The sequence below is a fragment of the Pelosinus sp. UFO1 genome, assembly GCF_000725345.1.
Taxonomy (GTDB): Bacteria; Bacillota; Negativicutes; order DSM-13327; family DSM-13327; genus Pelosinus.
Window position 1 is genome coordinate 933,433 of sequence record NZ_CP008852.1, and the last position, 16,141, is coordinate 949,573.

The 16,141-nt window shown below is 40.1% G+C and carries 13 protein-coding genes; 11 read left to right on the plus strand and 2 right to left on the minus strand.

What is annotated here, in order from left to right; genetic code table 11:
- The first annotated feature begins 138 nt into the window (after positions 1-138).
- The gene (locus tag UFO1_RS04130; RefSeq protein ID WP_038668227.1) at positions 139-1,557 is read left to right on the plus strand and encodes an aldehyde dehydrogenase family protein; all 1,419 of its coding nucleotides are present in this window, start codon (positions 139-141) and stop codon (positions 1,555-1,557) included.
- Between the two features lie 29 nt (positions 1,558-1,586).
- Positions 1,587-2,813, plus strand: a complete 1,227-nt coding sequence (locus UFO1_RS04135) for a PucR family transcriptional regulator (RefSeq protein WP_038668229.1) — start codon at positions 1,587-1,589, stop codon at positions 2,811-2,813.
- Positions 2,814-2,882: 69 nt separating this feature from the next.
- On the opposite strand, the gene UFO1_RS04140 is transcribed toward UFO1_RS04135, so the two are convergent.
- Entirely contained in the window at positions 2,883-3,800 is a 918-nt protein-coding gene (locus tag UFO1_RS04140) for a LysR family transcriptional regulator (RefSeq protein ID WP_051788821.1), read from the minus strand.
- A gap of 179 nt (positions 3,801-3,979) precedes the next feature.
- Between UFO1_RS04140 and citD the strand changes: the two genes are divergently transcribed.
- The 9 genes from citD (at position 3,980) to UFO1_RS04185 (ending at position 15,051) form a co-directional block, all read left to right on the plus strand.
- Positions 3,980-4,270, plus strand: coding sequence for a citrate lyase acyl carrier protein (citD, locus tag UFO1_RS04145; protein WP_038668237.1), 291 nt, complete (start codon positions 3,980-3,982; stop codon positions 4,268-4,270).
- A complete protein-coding gene (locus UFO1_RS04150) occupies positions 4,267-5,154 on the plus strand; it encodes an aldolase/citrate lyase family protein (RefSeq protein ID WP_038668238.1) in 888 nt (295 codons plus the stop codon). Before citD ends, UFO1_RS04150 begins: the two co-directional genes overlap by 4 nt.
- On the plus strand, positions 5,151-6,695 hold the full coding sequence (gene citF / locus UFO1_RS04155) for a citrate lyase subunit alpha (protein WP_038668240.1): 1,545 nt from the start codon (positions 5,151-5,153) through the stop codon (positions 6,693-6,695). The genes UFO1_RS04150 and citF overlap by 4 nt, the downstream gene beginning before the upstream one ends.
- Positions 6,696-6,732: 37 nt before the next feature.
- Positions 6,733-8,655, plus strand: a complete 1,923-nt coding sequence (locus UFO1_RS04160; RefSeq protein WP_038668243.1) for an aconitate hydratase — start codon at positions 6,733-6,735, stop codon at positions 8,653-8,655.
- 36 nt (positions 8,656-8,691) lie between these two features.
- Positions 8,692-10,056, plus strand: coding sequence for a PTS galactitol transporter subunit IIC (locus tag UFO1_RS04165; protein ID WP_038668246.1), 1,365 nt, complete (start codon positions 8,692-8,694; stop codon positions 10,054-10,056).
- 76 nt (positions 10,057-10,132) lie between these two features.
- A complete protein-coding gene (locus UFO1_RS04170; protein ID WP_038668255.1) occupies positions 10,133-11,281 on the plus strand; it encodes a 2-methylaconitate cis-trans isomerase PrpF family protein in 1,149 nt (382 codons plus the stop codon).
- A gap of 83 nt (positions 11,282-11,364) precedes the next feature.
- The gene (locus tag UFO1_RS04175) at positions 11,365-12,825 is read left to right on the plus strand and encodes a DASS family sodium-coupled anion symporter (RefSeq protein ID WP_038668257.1); all 1,461 of its coding nucleotides are present in this window, start codon (positions 11,365-11,367) and stop codon (positions 12,823-12,825) included.
- A 55-nt stretch (positions 12,826-12,880) separates the two neighbouring features.
- Positions 12,881-13,480: a carbonic anhydrase gene (locus UFO1_RS04180; protein WP_038668259.1), complete on the plus strand. Its 600-nt coding sequence runs from the start codon at positions 12,881-12,883 to the stop codon at positions 13,478-13,480.
- Positions 13,481-13,644: 164 nt separating this feature from the next.
- Complete coding sequence (locus tag UFO1_RS04185; protein WP_038668261.1) at positions 13,645-15,051, plus strand: DASS family sodium-coupled anion symporter; 1,407 nt, start codon at positions 13,645-13,647, stop codon at positions 15,049-15,051.
- 107 nt (positions 15,052-15,158) lie between these two features.
- On the opposite strand, the gene UFO1_RS04190 is transcribed toward UFO1_RS04185, so the two are convergent.
- A complete protein-coding gene (locus UFO1_RS04190; protein WP_371256659.1) occupies positions 15,159-16,109 on the minus strand; it encodes an AEC family transporter in 951 nt (316 codons plus the stop codon).
- Positions 16,110-16,141 lie beyond the last annotated feature (32 nt).

Here is a 16,141-nt window from a genome sequence, read left to right on the forward strand (position 1 = left end):
GTATAACACTTTCTTGATTCCAAGTAAGAACGACTAAGGCTTCTGCCTGCGTCCGAGGACTTGGAACAAGCCAAGTCTTTTCTTATGGCTACGCCACCTTCAGGTGCAGTATTCTAAAGAAGATAAGGAGGTAGTAATGTGAAAGAATATGGTTTATTTATTAATGGAAAGTGGATTGTAACGGAAGAAAAAATTGGTGTAATGAATAAGGCAACAGGCAGTAATAATGCCTTTATTTCTGTAGCGGGCGAAAAAGAGGTAAAAGAGGCGGTAGATGCTGCCGAAACTGCATTTAAAACAGTAAAAATGGAGCCTTACCAACGTTACGAAATATTGATGAAGGTCAGTCAAATACTGATGGATAATCAAAGGAAAATGGCAGAGTTCCTGTCTGAAGAGGTAGGAAAGCCTATAAAGGAAGCAATGGCTGAAGTAGCAAGGGCAAAGCAGACACTAATTCTTTCTGCTGAAGAAGCAAAGCGGATGACTGGCGAAATGGTTCCTCTTGAGGGAGCACCAGGTTGTGGCAACCGTTTGGCTTTTACCATGCGGATGCCTGTGGGGATTGTTTGCGCCATTACTCCATTTAATTTTCCTCTTAACTTAGCATGTCATAAAATTGGTCCTGCTCTTGCTGCGGGAAATTCTGTCGTGTACAAGCCAGCGACCGTTACTCCCCTATCCGCAGTATTTCTATGTGAGATTTTTGCAGAAGCAGGATTGCCTGGAGGTTACCTAAATTTACTGACAGGATCAGGTTCTAAATTGGGGAAATTTTTGACAGAAGAGCAACGGATTGGATTTTACAGTTTTACAGGCAGTCCAGTTGTTGGTAAACACTTACTGGAAAATGCAGGGTTTCGCCGGGTGGCTCTTGAATTAGGATCAAACTCGGCAAATATTGTACATCATGATGCAGATAGTAAGGTGACGGCAGAATTGTGCGTCAAGCATGCTTTTGCGAATGCTGGCCAGGTTTGCATATCTTGCCAGAGGGTGTATGTACACCGTACTATTTACAATGAATTTTGTAGCCAAGCAGTGGCCTATACACAAAACTTCGTAATGGGTGATCCTCTTGATCCTAAAACTGACATTGGACCCATGATTAGTGAGGCAGAAGCTGCAAGAGCAGAAGAGTGGGTAAAAGAAGCTGTTGCCCAAGGGGCCAAAATCTTGGCAGGTGGTAAACGGCGTGGAGCTTGGTTTGATCCCACAATTCTCACAGATGTACATCATGATATGAAAATCGTATCGATGGAAGCCTTTGCTCCTGTTTTTTCTATAATACCTTATGATACGATTGAGGAAGCCATTGCCTTGGTCAATGATTCGATTTATGGGCTGCAAGCCGGTGTGTTTACTAATTCTTTAGAGATTGCTAGGTTATGTGCCATGAAAATTGAAACTGGCGGCGTAATTATCAATGATGGTGCAACCTTCAGAACAGATAACATGCCTTATGGCGGTATTAAGGAAAGTGGCATTGGCAAAGAGGGTCCACAGTATGCTGTTAAAGAGATGACAGAAGAAAAATTGATCGTATTTAAATTTTAGCATTTTAAACAACGAGGGGGATGCCTGTTATGATTAGTTGTCGAGAAATCATCAAATTGCCTTCTCTGACCAAGCTTACTACTGTGGCTGGGAAGTCTGGTCTAGATCGATTGGTGCGCTGGGTGCATTTTATTGATTTACCGGACGTAATCCCCTGGGTGCAGGGTGGAGAACTATTGATCATAACGGGTATCGGTTTAAACGGTGATGAAAATAAACTGAAAGAAATTGTTCAAGGAATTATAAAAAAAAAATTAGCTGGGCTAATTGTGAATATCGGTCCTTATATTAAAAAAGTTCCCACGGAAGTTATTAATTTGGCAGACCAAGCTGGTTTTCCCATTTTTGAACTTCCTTGGGAGGTAAAACTCATTGAGGTAACTAAAGAAATCTGTGGTCATATTGTTATGAAGCAGACAGAACAACGCTCCGTAAAGGATTTTCTGGAGCAACTATTGCTTTGTCCTTTGGAAAACCCTGAAGTCTTAATTCAACGAGCGGCTTACTATGGATATGATTTGGCGAAGGCTCATCAGGTAGCTATTGTAAGTCCTACCCGCTTAACTGAGTTTTTACAGGGGCGAAAAGCAAAGGATGAAAAAGCCCTGATAGCTCTTAAATTACGTTTTGAACAAATAATCCAAGAGGTTTTAATGATACACGGTAGGAAAATTCTACAGATGTTGTGGGCAGATAATGTTGTATTATTGATGCCTTACGAAAATGAGAGCGCGGGAGTCCAACAAAACATAGATATTTTATCGGAGGTTTTGGAGAGGATTACGAATAAAATGCCAGGTCTCGTAGTTACTGCTGGCTTAGGCGGCAGGTTTGAAAGTTTAGAGGCGGCTAGGCAAAGTTATCTTCAGGCCCTTAAAGTGCTACGTTTTGCTGAGCTAAAGACAACCTCTAAATCCATATATGCGTATGAACAGTTGGGAGTATATAAGCTGTTATTTGAGATTGAGCCTGAAAAGCTGGCAAGGTATTATCAAGAAGTAATGGAACCTATCCAGACGTATGATAATAAGCAGCAAATGGACATGGCATCTACCTTATTCGTATATTTTGAGGAAAATTGTAATGCAGTAAAAACTGCCAAGCGTTTGTTTGTACACCGTAATACCCTTGACTATCGCTTGAAAAAGATTGAAGAAATTACTGGCAGAAGTTTGGATGATCCTTATGATCGTCTTACATTGCAGTTAGGGGTTATTGTTGGCAGTGAAATGTTTCCTAATAAATTGCAAAAATAATAAAACGTAAACCGCTTTAAGATTCCCTGCTTTTTAGAAAGTAAGGATCTTGGAGCGGTTTATTTTTACTCAACTTTTGCGGCTCAAATCAGGTAATGCGCCTTGATATAATTGAGCCGAATTTTTCATGTCATAATATTTTTTTATATAGTCTATAAAAGCATGCACTGCTGATAGTTCTAATGATGAATTCCGGTACAACATCCATGTTCGTCGTAAAACCGGCGTACCATCGCGCCAGTGCAATTTTTGGGTGTAGAGGGAGTCATGTTCTTTTAATCCAATGAAGGGTAAGATTGCCCACCCAAGACCATGGAGAACCATTTGCCGGCAGGTATCCATACTATCAACCTCCATCGTTATATTGGGAGGACAGGGAAAGATTTCATGCCACCAATTTTCTAGCATTTCGTGTAAAGAGGAGTCTGTCCCGTAATTAATTCGCGGAAGTTGAGGTAAATCGTCAAAATTTATCTCACTCCGTGAGGTAAGGCAAATATGCTCTTCCTGTAGCATGTGTTTTTCTTCTGGCCAGAAATGATCTCCACGTAATATTGCTACAGTAAATTCATCTTTTTGCAACATTTTATTAATTTGAGAACTTAAACCAGTTTTTAGGGATATATCCACATCTGGATAGCATTCAAGGAATCCTTTTAATATCGAGGGAAGTTCATAGTGGGCAAAGATAGCAGAAGTTCCGATACGTAATGTTCCTTGTATTTTATTTTTCATATTCTGAATTCGTTCTTTGGTTATTGTCAATTGCGATAACATTTTCAGTGCATAGTCCAATAGATATTCGCCTTGATGAGTAAATACAACTCCTGTAGTGTTGCGCAATACGATTTTAGCTCCGAATTCCTTTTCAAGATTTTTGAGTCGGTAGCTAAGGGCAGGCTGTGAGATGTATAGACGTTCAGCGGCTTTGGTGATATTTTTTTCTTCTGAAATAGTTCTTAGCATTAGCCAATCTTTATTGTCCACCGTTATTACCTCGCTTTATCAATTTGTAAATAAAAAAAACTTATGGATTATAATAAAATATCAATATTAGATTTATTGGATACATTATAGTACAATTTTCTTGAAATTAAAAGATTCAGAAGATAATGAAAAAGAGTTAATTAATAAGTCTTTTTTAAAAATAAAGTTGGAGGTGTCTTATGCTGAAAATAATACAATCTAGTCAAGCTGGCACAGTTGAGTCAAATGATATCTTAATTATTCTTAATCCTGCTGAAGCAGGCAGTGGAATTAAGATTGATTTGACAAGCCCGGTATTGCAAAAATATGGTCGCCAAATAAAGAATGTCATTCAGGAAGTTTTAAATGGACAAGGAATTGTAGATGCCGAGGTGTCAGCAAATGATCGGGGGGCATTGGATTGTACTGTTCGAGCTCGTATGATGACAGCAATTGATAGGGCACTACTCAAAGAGGAGGCAAAAGGATGAAACTACGCAGAACAATGATGTTTGTACCTGGCAATAATCCAGGCATGTTAATAAATGCTGGTATTTATGGCGCGGATACTATTATCTTTGATTTAGAAGATTCGGTAGCAATCAGTGAAAAGGATGCTGCTCGTCATTTGGTATATAACGCGATGAAAGCCATTAAATATCCTTGTGAAGTAGCAGTACGAATTAACCATATTAGTACTCCTTTTGGCTATAAGGATTTAGAAGTTATTTTAGCAGTAAAACCTGACTTAATTCGCCTACCTAAGTCTGAGACAGCTGCAGATATACAAGAAATAGATGCTATCATTACTGCTGCAGAGATAAAACATGGATTTGTGCCTGGTAGTATAAAAATGATGGCCGCCATTGAGACGGCTAAAGGTATACGTAATGCTTTTGAAATTGCTACTGCAAGCCCACGTATGGTGGCGATTGCAATCGGTGGAGAAGACTTCTTAGCAGATTTACAAACTTCTCGGACAAAAGATGGTAAAGAGTTTTATTCGGCTAGAGGACAGTTGATTTTGGCGGCGCGAGAAGCTGGAATTCATGCCATTGATACGGTATTTGGTGATGTGAATAATGAGGAAGATTTTATTGCCGAAACTACTCGTATTAAGGAAATGGGATTTGACGGAAAATCTGTGGTTAATCCACGTCAAATTAATATTGCCCATCAAATCTTTATGCCTACTACGAAGGAAATCGATCATGCGGAAAGAGTGATTACAGCATATAAGGAGTCTTTGGCTCGCAAATCAGGTGTAGTGTCATTAAACGGTAAGATGATAGATGTTCCAGTTGTAAAGAGGGCAGAAAGAACTCTTGCTTATGCGAATGCTGCTGGCAAGAACAACGGGAGGGTGAAATTGTGATCAATGCAATCGGTAGAGAAATACCAGAAAACATAGCGGGAATAAAAAATATAAAACCCTATGGTGGTCCTTTTGAGTATGTACCGACAGGACGATTGACGGGTCCTAACATTATTTTGAATAGACCTCGTTCGGAGAAAGTTCTCAAGTCAATTGAACAGGCGATTGATGCAACCGGCTTAAAAGATGGTATGACGATTTCCTTTCACCATCATTTCCGTAATGGAGACTATGTTCTCAATATGGTGGTTGCTGCTATTGCCAAGAAAGGTATAAAAGGTTTAACGTTAGCTCCTAGTTCATTGAATAATATTAATGAAGAGATTATTCCCTATATTGAGCAAGGGGTTATTACTGCAGTTGAAACTAGTGGTGCTAGGGGAAAAATGGGCAAGCTTCTGACTAGTGGGAAAATGGCAAAGACAACTATTATTCGTTCCCATGGTGGAAGGGCTAGAGCCATTGAATCCGGTGAACTTCGAATTGATGTGGCTTTTATTGGAGCACCAGCTTGCGATACCTATGGCAATATCAATGGTGTAGAAGGAAAATCAGCATGTGGTTCTCTTGGCTATGCTATGGTAGATGCGGCTTATGCGGATAAAGTTGTTGCCATTACCGATCATTTAGTACCGTATCCTCTCTTTCCTGTTAGTATTCCTCAAACTCAGGTTGATTATATTGTGGAAGTGGAAGCGATTGGCGATCCCAAAGGCATTGCATCAGGTGCACTTAGGATTAGTAAAGACCCAAGGGAATTATTAATTGCTCAATATGCTACAACAGCTATCGAATATTCCGGATATTTTAAACAAGACTACTCCATTCAGTTGGGGAGTGGTGGAGCATCTTTGGCAGCAGCTCAATTTCTGAAAGCAAAGATGAAACAACAAGGTATTACGGCGAGTTTTGGCTTAGGCGGCGTAACAGCGCCTTTTATTGAAATGTTGGACGAAGGATTAATTAAGGCTATTTATGATGTACAGGATTTTGATATTCCATCCATACAATCGATGAAGAAAAATGCGAACCATCAGGAAATGTCAGCCTCTTTTTATGCTAATCCACATAATCGAGGACCGATTGTTAATCAGCTTGATGTGGTTATTTTGAGTGCCACAGAAGTAGATGTAGATTTTAATGTCAACGTAATCACTGATTCAAATGGTGTAATTATGGGGGCTGTAGGCGGGCATCAGGATACGGCGGCAGGTGCTGCTTTATCAATTGTGGTAGCACCACTCTTACGTGGCCGTTTGCCGATGGTTATTGATCAGGTGCATACCGTTTGTACACCGGGAGAGACAGTGGATATTATTGTTACTGAGCGGGGAGTGGCTGTAAATCCTCGGCGTAAAGACTTGCGAGATAATTTAAGAGAGGCGAATATTCCAGTAATGGATATTGAAGAGTTAAGAGACCTTGCCTATGAATTTGCTGGCAAGCCTGACCCTATTCTGGTAAGTGATGAAATTGCTGCTGTTGTCGAATATCGTGATGGCACATTGATTGACGTTATTCGTAGACCTTTGCAACTATAAATAGAGGATTGATTTGAAAAAAGGAGTGTAATATTCTATGGGACAAAATTTATTTAAAAAGATTATAGCTGCTCATTTAATGTCAGGTACTATGACCGTAGGTAGTGAGGTGGGAATACGCGTCGACCAAACTCTTACCCAAGATGCTTTAGGTACTATGGCCTATCTGCAGTTTGAGGCGATGGATGTACCTGTAGTGAAAACGAAATCCGTATCTTATATTGATCATAATACATTGCAAGATGGTTTTGAAAATGCCGATGATCATCGATATCTGCAAACAGTAGCAGATAAACACGGTATTAAATATTCTAAAGCTGGTAACGGCATTTGTCACCAAGTTCATTTAGAGCGTTTCAGTCGTCCAGGAGATACGCTAATCGGTTCTGATAGTCATACGCCTACCTGTGGTGCAGTCGGGATGAGTGCTATGGGTGTTGGCGGCATGGACGTTGCAGTCGCTATGGCGGGAGGCCCCTTTTATTTTGTGTATCCCCAAGTAGTTCGTGTGAATCTAGAAGGTAAATTACAACCATGGTGTGCGGCTAAGGATATTATATTAGAACTTTTAAAAATTCTTACAACCAAGGGTAATGTAGGAACCGTAATCGAGTATGGTGGTTCTGGTTTAGCTCATTTGACAGTGCCTGAACGGGCTACGATTACTAATATGGGTGCAGAATTAGGAGTCACTACTTCTTTATTCCCTAGTGATGAAATGACTCGGCAATTTTTCAAAGCTCAAGCGAGGGAGCAAGACTGGCAGGAGTTAAAGCCTGATGAAGATGCTGACTATGATAGGGTAATTAATTTAGATTTAGCTTCTATTGAACCTAATATTGCTTGTCCCCATTCTCCAGACAATGTGAAGATGGTTCGCGAAGTTGCAGGACTTGAGGTCCAGCAGGTTATGGTTGGTAGTTGTACTAATTCTTCCTACCGCGATCTTATGATGGTAGCTGCCATGCTTAAAGGCAAGCAGGTTCATCCTAAAGTCAGTCTAGGTATTGCTCCAGGCAGTAAACAAGTATTAGCTATGATAGCAGAAAATGGAGCACTGAAGGATCTGGTTGCTGCTGGGGCACGTATATTAGAGTCCACCTGTGGTTTTTGTGTCGGTTGTGGTCAGGCACCTCAGACGAAAGGAGTGTCATTGCGTACCAATAATCGGAATTTTGAAGGACGTAGCGGTACGAAGGATGGTCAAGTCTATCTGGTCAGTCCCGAAACGGCGGTGGCAGCGGCTCTAAGTGGAAAGGTTACTGATCCCCGAGAACTAGATATGGAATACCCTACTATTATTTTGCCAGAAGTATACGAAATTGATGATAGTATGATTCTTTTACCTTCAGAGGATCAATCTGTAGAGGTGTTTCGCGGTCCTAATATTGGCGAACCGCCGAAAAATACCCCAATGCCTGAAAAATTGACTGCTAAGGTTGCTATTAAAGTAGGGGATAAGATCACGACTGATCATATTATGCCAGCAGGTGCGTATTTAAAATATCGGTCTAATGTTCCTAAATATTCGAGCTATGTTTTTTATCACATAGATCCTGAGTTTGCGCCTAAATGTGCTACGAATAAGGCAGAAGGCTTAGCCTCTGTAATTGTTGCCGGTCTGAGTTATGGACAAGGGTCATCGCGGGAACATGCTGCTTTATGCCCAATGTATTTAGGTGTTCGCGTGTTATTGGCTAAGAGTGTAGAGCGAATTCACGGGGCCAACTTAACGAATTTTGGTATTTTGCAACTTACTTTTGCTGACGATACGGACTATGAACGCATTCAGGCTGGAGATGAATTGGCAGTTGATAACATGTACCAAGCGATAAAACAGGATATAGTGCTTGTGCGCAATGTAACGCAGGGATATACCTTCGAAACAAAATGTAACCTGACACCAAGGCAAAGAGATATTGTGTTATGTGGTGGCTTGTTAAATTATACAGCAAAATAAAAGATAGGTAATTTAAAAGATTGAGGAGATTTTTACATGGATATTTTTGCTGTTTTTAAGGGTATTATTCAAGCGGGACCGACGGTCTTACTTCCGGTTGTTATTTTTATATTTGCAATCGCCTTCAGATTAGAGTTAGGCAAAGCCATACAAAGTGCACTGACAGTTGGAGCTGCATTTGCAGGGTTGAAGTTAGTTGTTGAGTTCCTGGCAAAAAGCCTAGGACCGGCAACTAAAGAGATGGTTACACAATTAGGAGTTCACTTAAATGTCATTGATATGGGTTTTGGTACGGTAGCTGCAATTGGCTGGAGCTCTCCCATTGTTCCCTTTATGGTTTTTGCGATTATGGGAGTCAATATTGTGTTATTAGTGCTAAATAAAACGAACACATTAAGTGTCGACATTTGGAATTATCATCATGCTCTCACCATCGGCAGTCTGGTTTATCTTGAAACTAACAACGTTGCGGTTTCTGTCGCGGCAGCTGCCTGCACAGGATTGTTTGTGTACAAAATGGCTGACTGGGCTGCACCACTGGTAAGTAATTACTACAAAATACCAGGTGTCACAATACCCGCTATCCATGCGTTGATGAACTTGCCGATTGCTGCTCCTATCAACGTATTATTTGATAAGATACCGGGGTTTAACAAGATCGACTTTAACATGGAAACTCTCCGCAAATACTTCGGCGTTTTTGGGCAGCCACTTGTGATTGGTTTAATTCTTGGAACTAGTATTGGACTTTTAGCTGGCTATGCTCCTTATAAGGCTTTTGGACTTGGCATAAACATGGCAGCAGCCATGATGTTACTGCCCAAAATGACGCATATGTTCGTCGACGGTTTAAAGCCTATTTCGGAGCAAGCCAGAAAGATTACCGATAATAAATTTAAGGGAAGAAGGATACTGATTGGTTTAGATCCCTCTGTTCTATTGGGAGATGCCGCCGTAATTACTACAGCGTTATTGATGGTGCCTATACTCATCGGACTCGCTATAATTATTCCCGGAAACAAGTTGTTACCCTTTGCGGACTTGGCTGCATTACCGTATAAGGTGGCAATGGTTGTTGCCTTGACAAACGGGAACATATTCCGAAGTATCATTTTATGTACAATTGCTTTTATTCCGTATTTTTTCTTTGGAACGTGGACGGCTCCAATTATTACTGCAGCGGCAACATCTGTGGGTTTAAGTGAAAGCATTCCGGCTGGGATGATGATTAGTTCTTTCACAGGTACTACTATGCCAATAAGCTTTATGCTGTATAAAGTGTTCACAGGCAATGTAATGGTAACCGTGCCAATATTGTTAGCAGTCTTTTTAGCTATATGGATTTTTATGGAGAAAAAAATTATGCCGAAAATAGAAGTTAAAGATAATATCTCAGGTTAAAGTCATCATCAGCTGTTTGGCTTTATTATTAGGCGACATAAGCGGCGATTACTAAAAGCAAAAGGAGGAGAGGAATATGGGGGAGTATTTAAAGATTCCTGCAGTACTTATGCGGGGTGGAACAAGTAAAGGTGTATATTTGATGCAAAGTGATCTTCCGGCAGATAGCGGGCTCCGAGATCAAGTTATCCTTGCTATTTATGGTAGTCCAGATATACGTCAAATTAATGGAGTGGGTGGTGCCGATCCTCTTACCAGTAAAGTAGCTATTATAGCACCATCAACTAGGGAAAATGTTGATGTGGATTATACCTTTGGTTATGTGGGAATTAAAGATGCAGTTGTGGATTATGAAGGTAACTGTGGCAATATGTCCTCTGGCGTAGGTCCTTTTGCAATTCAGCAGGGACTGGTGGCGATAACAGAGCCTATTACTAAGGTACGGATTTATAATACAAACACCAAGAAAATAATTGAAGCTGAGATTCCGGTAAAAGATGGTGAAGTGGTTACTGAAGGCGATTATGCCATTGACGGTGTACCGGGCACCGGTGCGAAAATAGTTCTAAATTTTTTAAATTCCGGTGGCTCTAAAACTGGTAAGCTGTTGCCTACTGGTAATGTAGTCGATGAAATTGTCCTCAAGGACGGTAAAAAAGTGCGGGTGAGTTTGGTTGATGCAGCCAATCCATCAGTTTTTATCAAAGCTACAGATATTGGTCTTACAGGGATCGAATTACCCAAAGACACAGAAGCAAATCCTGAGATATTGGAAATTATGGAGGATATCCGGACAACTGCAGCTGTTATGATGGGCTTGGCAACTAGTAAAGATGCAGTAGGCCCTGCTGTTCCTAAAGTAGCTTTTGTTTCCGCACCTAAAGACTATTTCACCATCAATGGCGTCGGAGTAAAGGCCAAGGATATTGATTTGGTGGCTAGGACCAAGGCATTGGCAGTTATGCATAAGGCTTATGCTGTTACAGGTGGCATCTGTGTATCTACAGCCGCCTTGATTGAGGGGACAGTAGTCAACGAAATCGTTGGTGAACAGGCTAAAGTTAGGGGTACTGTTCGCCTAGGTCACCCTTCTGGCATCCTGGATTTTGAGATTAATCTGGAAAAAAACGGGGAAAAGTGGCAGCTTGATAAGGCTGGAGTAAGCCGTACGGCAAGACCAATTATGGATGGTCACGTATACGTTTCTCGCAGAGTTTTTGGCTAAAGATTAATATGGTATCCCATATTGATACCATGATATGAGTTATTACTTGGTCAAAAATATAGAAAGTTCGGGAGGGTGAAAAAATGTCAGAAGCTACAAATAAGGTGTCTTATAAGTCGATACACATTTTGATTGGGTTGTTGATTATGACTGCCATTGCTGTTATGCCGCAGATAGCAGGGCTTTCATCAGCTGGACAGAAGATGATTGGAGTACTGGCTTTTTCCGTATATATCTGGATTACAGAAGCTATGCCTTATCCTATAAGTGCTATTGCCATCTGTTTTTCGATGATTATGTTTCTTGGCTTATCGCCTGCAACTGGTACTACAGGTAAGCTTCTGGGTACAACGCAAGCTATTCCTTTGGCCATGTCAGGTTTTATAAATTCCGGATGGGTGCTGGTGGCTGCAGGAATGTTTCTAGCAGAAGCTGTCCGTTTTACCGGTTTAGATCGGCGTATTGCACTAAATATATTAAGAATTGTAGGAACTGAGCCTAAAAGAATCATCGGGGGAATTATGATTGCCGCATATATACTGGCTTTTATTATTCCTTCTATTGCAGCACGGGCAGCCGCTTTAATTCCTATATCCATGGGACTCATTACAGCTTTTGGTGTTGATCTGAGAAGTGTTTTTGCTAGACAGCTCATGTTGGTTACAGGAATAATAGCACCGATTACGGCACTAATGGTTCTAACCGCCGGAGCTCCCAATCCTTATACAGTTGGTCTTCTTAACAGTCAATTAAATCATACTGTTACTTGGAGCCAATGGCTACTTTATGCTGGACCTTTTTCCATTGCATTAGGGGTTATTGCGTACATTTTAGTTATTACGATGAACAAGTTTGAACCACTTCCTGGGGGACCTGCCCTAGTAGAAAAATATATGGCAGAGATCGGACCTATGAGCTCTAAAGAAAAACGCATTGGTAGTATATTTATCATCACTATCATTCTATGGGGATCAGAACACTGGCATCATATTGATGCTAATACGATTACTGTATTTGCAACTTTGCTTCTCTTCTTAACCAGGGTAGCTACCTGGAAACAAATGAGCGACAGAGTACAATGGGGTACTTTGGTATTATTCGGTATTGGGATATCCATTGGTGAAGTGTTGCTAAAGACTGGTGCAGCGACCTGGGGAGCGAAAGCAACTTTGGGTGCCTTGGGGCTTCAAACCATGAGTGCGCCAATGATGTTGGCAGTGATTGCAGTGCCTCTCATTGTGATTCGTTTAGCATTTTCAAGTATCGTAGCATTAGGAGCTCTTGTAGTACCAACGATATTGGGACTGCTAGTTAGCTTTAATGATCCGAACATTTCCGTATGGAGTATTACCTTAATATCCTCATTTCTTGTATACTTTTCCTTCATTCTTCCCGTAAATACTCCTGCTACATTATTGACATATGCTACAGACACTTATGAACTAAAAGATATGCTTAAGTTAGGCGTTCCTTTAACTATTCTAGGCTTATTAGTGTACGTTTTATTTACTCACACTTATTGGCACTGGATAGGCTTGCTTTAAAAATAATCAAAATAAAACCTCATTTGAAATTTTATATAAGAGGGGGGGATATTGGATGAATATTTTAGATCAAATATTAAGGGCAAATCAGTCGTTTATTGAAAAATTACCAAATGAGTATGTGGATTTTCACAGTTGTCCGGAAAAAGGCAAATATCCAAACCGACATTTGGCGATTTTTACTTGCATGGATACTCGACTGGTGAATTTTCTGGAACTGGCGATGGGAATTAAGCGGGGGGAAGCTAAAGTAATAAAGAATGCCGGGAACTCTATTACTGGCCCCTTTGAGGCTACTATTCGAAGCTTATTAGTAGGGATTTTTGAATTAGGCATTAAAGAAATTCTTGTAATTGGCCATCTGGATTGTGGCGTCTCTAAATCGACGGCCCAAAGCCTAATTCAGAAAATGCTAGCTAGAGGAATATCGGCAGATGCTATAAAAATGATAGAAAAAGATTTAGTGGACTGGATCGACAATTTCCATAATCCAGAACAGAACATAACAGACACGGTCTTGAAAATTAGCCAAAATCCATTAATCCCTAAAGATGTGCCTGTGCATGGTTTAATCTTAGACCCTCATACTGGTGAGTTAAAATTATTGGTTGATGGGTATCAATATTGTGATAAACCACTTTCTTCCGTCAGCTAATGTTTCTTGTGCAAAGTAATGTAGCCAATTGACATAAAAGAGAAAGGGCCACAAAATTCTTGTATAGATTTTAGTGGCTCTTTTTATAGAATTTGTAGACATATCCAACAAATAACCTCTTGTTGCACTAGTGGTTATTATAAAATGATAATGGGAGAGAAAAGATGAACGGAAAGCTTATAAAAGGATTGATTTGCTTAGGTGTTCCTGGGATTGTGTTACTATGTCCTACACCTGCTGGTTTGAAGCTTTGGGCTTGGCAACTTTTTGCAGTGTATCTTGGTGCAGTGCTTGGACTTATTTTAAGACCTGTAAAAGAACCCATTGTCTTAATTACAGCTATGGGTGTAGTGTCTTTATGTTTTAATCAGACAAAAGTTGCATTGGAAGCTTTTGGTGAAACAACTCCGTGGCTAGTATTTACAGCCTTTATTATCGGTCAATGTTTTGTGGAAACAGGACTAGGAAGTCGAATCGCTTACGTACTCATTGATAAATTTGGCAAGTCTACGTTGCGCTTAGGGTATATCGCGGCGCTTTCTGACTTAATATTATCGCCAGCAATTCCTTCGAATACCGCCAGATCAGGCGGACTGGTATATCCAATTTTCCAGAGTTTAGCATATACGCTCAATTCTCGCCCAGATGATGGGACAGAGCGAAAGATCGGTTCTTATCTAATGGTCTTAATGTATCAGAACAGCTTGATCACTGGAACAATGTTTATCACAGCTGGGGCTATTATGCCGCTGATGATTAAACTGACGAATGACATTATGCATGCTGATATTTCCTGGATACAATGGGCGGTGGCCATGTCCGTGCCTGGGTTATTGTGTTTGCTACTAGCGCCGTATATGGTTTACAAAATTTATCCACCTGATCTAAAAGAGGTAGATAACAAGGCTGTTGCTCAAGAGGGGTATAAAAAAATAGGCTCTATGAGCCGGCAAGAAAAGACATTGGCAGTGCTTTTTTTGTGTGCTATCATTGGCTGGGCAACAGGTACTATTACCAAAATTGATTCAACAGCAGTGGCTTTAGCTTTACTATCTTTAAGTTTATTAACAGGCGTGATTTCATGGGAAAAAGTATTAGCAAGTAAAAGTGCATGGAGTACGTTTATCTGGTATGGCGGTATCATTTCTTTGGCTAATGGTTTAAATAAAGCTGGTTTCTTTGTATGGTTGGGAAAACTATTTTCAGAGCATTTAGACTTTACTGGGGTCCATAGCGTAGCTATACTTGGCGGATTGATTTTTATAACAATTATCGTTCGTTATTTATTTGCATCAACGATTGCTTTTGTCGTCACGTTCATTCCAGTAATCTATACTTTGGGGGCCGTTACTCATGTGCCAGCCCTTCCGCTGCTATTGATGACAGCTGCTTCAGCTCAAATCGCTAGTTTAATGACTCATTATGGTAATGCAGTAGGTACAGTATTGTATGGCGCAGGATATGTCCCACAAGGGACATGGTGGAAGATTGGACATGTTGTAATGGTTGTCTCAATGACCGTTTATTTTATTATTGGTCTTTCCTGGTGGAAATTTTTAGGATTATGGTAATACTTTAGTAGGATTATATAGTTTTTTATTGATTGGAGAGAATCAGCAATTGATTTACGTAGATCGATTGCTGATTCTTTTATTATTGGATAACGTTCCCTTGGAACTCATATAAATGCCATATAAATAGGGATAGCGAGTATGGCAAAGAGTGTTGTAATAGTCACTAGAACCGCTGCATATTCAGCATCGGCTTCATAAACCTTGGCAAGGATTGTAGTTTGAGTCATAGACGGCAAGGCTGCTTGAATAACAAAAACTTTTTTCATTAAATCTGGAATGGGGATAACAGATGCAACTAACAAAACTGCAATTGGTGAGATAACAAACCTTCCTACTAATACTGCGATGACATCCTTGCTAAATTTGATTGTATTTAATTTGACCCCGAATATTGCAACTCCAATAAAGAGCATGGATAACGGAGTCGTCATATTACCTAAATATTTGCAAGTACTCATTATGAAATTGGGTAAGGGAATTTCTAAAAGGATGAGTACTACTGCCAACATAAATCCTATAAATGGCGGTGAAAATACTCTTTTGACAGTAGCGATACTAATTATTTTAGATGGGGCTGTCTTCCCGTCCAAACTGATGGAGTAGTTTCCGATTGTCCAAAAAAGAAAGGCATTTGCAAGGAAATATACGAGGACATAAGGTATGCTATTTTCACCCATTAAAGCTAGGTTAACTGGGACTCCTATAAAAAGAGAACTAGAGCAGAAAAAGGCTGAGCGAAAAATACCTTTTCGATTAGGGGGTAAATGAAGAAGGTTAGAGATTAGAAAGCTGATCATAAAGCTAATGATCATCGAGAGAATAGGAACGATGATTCCACTAAACAGGGTTATAAAATGTTCCTTGTTAAATGTATTGAGTAAGTTCCAAACCATATAAGTTGGTAAGGAAACGTAGGTAACTAATTTAGGAAGTAGCTTTGAGTTTTCGGGGTTAAACCACCCTTTGCTAGTAAGGATATATCCTAATGAAACCATAATAATAATGCTCATTAGTCCTTCAATTGCATGTAAAAAGACCATGTTTACCTCCTGCATTTGCTATAAGTTATGATAATGAAAAATTGTAA

What these genes read in the sequence shown, in the direction of transcription:
- UFO1_RS04135 (WP_038668229.1), top strand. Translation starts at nt 1,587, where the DNA reads ATGATTAGTTGTCGAGAAATCATCAAATTGCCTTCTCTGACCAAGCTT.
- citD (WP_038668237.1), top strand. Translation starts at nt 3,980, where the DNA reads ATGCTGAAAATAATACAATCTAGTCAAGCTGGCACAGTTGAGTCAAAT.
- UFO1_RS04150 (WP_038668238.1), top strand. Translation starts at nt 4,267, where the DNA reads ATGAAACTACGCAGAACAATGATGTTTGTACCTGGCAATAATCCAGGC.
- UFO1_RS04160 (WP_038668243.1), top strand. Translation starts at nt 6,733, where the DNA reads ATGGGACAAAATTTATTTAAAAAGATTATAGCTGCTCATTTAATGTCA.
- UFO1_RS04165 (WP_038668246.1), top strand. Translation starts at nt 8,692, where the DNA reads ATGGATATTTTTGCTGTTTTTAAGGGTATTATTCAAGCGGGACCGACG.
- UFO1_RS04170 (WP_038668255.1), top strand. Translation starts at nt 10,133, where the DNA reads ATGGGGGAGTATTTAAAGATTCCTGCAGTACTTATGCGGGGTGGAACA.
- UFO1_RS04175 (WP_038668257.1), top strand. Translation starts at nt 11,365, where the DNA reads ATGTCAGAAGCTACAAATAAGGTGTCTTATAAGTCGATACACATTTTG.
- UFO1_RS04180 (WP_038668259.1), top strand. Translation starts at nt 12,881, where the DNA reads ATGAATATTTTAGATCAAATATTAAGGGCAAATCAGTCGTTTATTGAA.
- UFO1_RS04185 (WP_038668261.1), top strand. Translation starts at nt 13,645, where the DNA reads ATGAACGGAAAGCTTATAAAAGGATTGATTTGCTTAGGTGTTCCTGGG.
- UFO1_RS04190 (WP_371256659.1), bottom strand. Translation starts at nt 16,109, where the DNA reads ATGCAGGAGGTAAACATGGTCTTTTTACATGCAATTGAAGGACTAATG.